General features: G+C 63.6%; 1 pseudogene. It reads left to right on the top strand.

What is annotated here, in order from left to right:
- Positions 1-440 (top strand): annotated as a pseudogene (locus EN893_RS37615) (TIGR01459 family HAD-type hydrolase); the annotation flags it as partial.

Raw genomic sequence — 440 nt, 5'->3', positions numbered from 1 at the left:
GTGTTCCACCGTCAGCCTACGACCGGGTGGTTACCTCAGGCGACGTGACCCGGGATCTGATCGCCGAAGGGCCGCGCAGGATTTTCCATATCGGCGCCGACCGTGACTTCACTCTCTATGAAGGTCTCGACGTGGAGCTTGTCGAGGAGTTCGAAGCATCCGGCGTCGTCTGCACCGGCCTGTTCGACGACGAGGTCGAGAAGCCCGAGGATTACACGGAGCTCCTGCGGCGGCTGCGCGCCCGGAACCTGCCTTTCATCTGCGCAAATCCCGACATCGTGGTCGAGCGCGGCGAACGCATCATCTGGTGTGCCGGCGCGCTGGCGCGTGACTATGCCCAGCTCGGCGGCCGCACATTGATCGCTGGAAAACCATACGCGCCGATCTACAATCTCGCGATGAAGGAGGTCGCCGAGATTCTTGGCCGGCCGGTCGAGCGC

The sequence above is a fragment of the Mesorhizobium sp. M7A.F.Ca.CA.004.04.2.1 genome (genome assembly GCF_004022825.1).
GTDB lineage: Bacteria > Pseudomonadota > Alphaproteobacteria > Rhizobiales > Rhizobiaceae > Mesorhizobium.
This window is presented reverse-complemented; position numbering and strand designations above follow the sequence as displayed.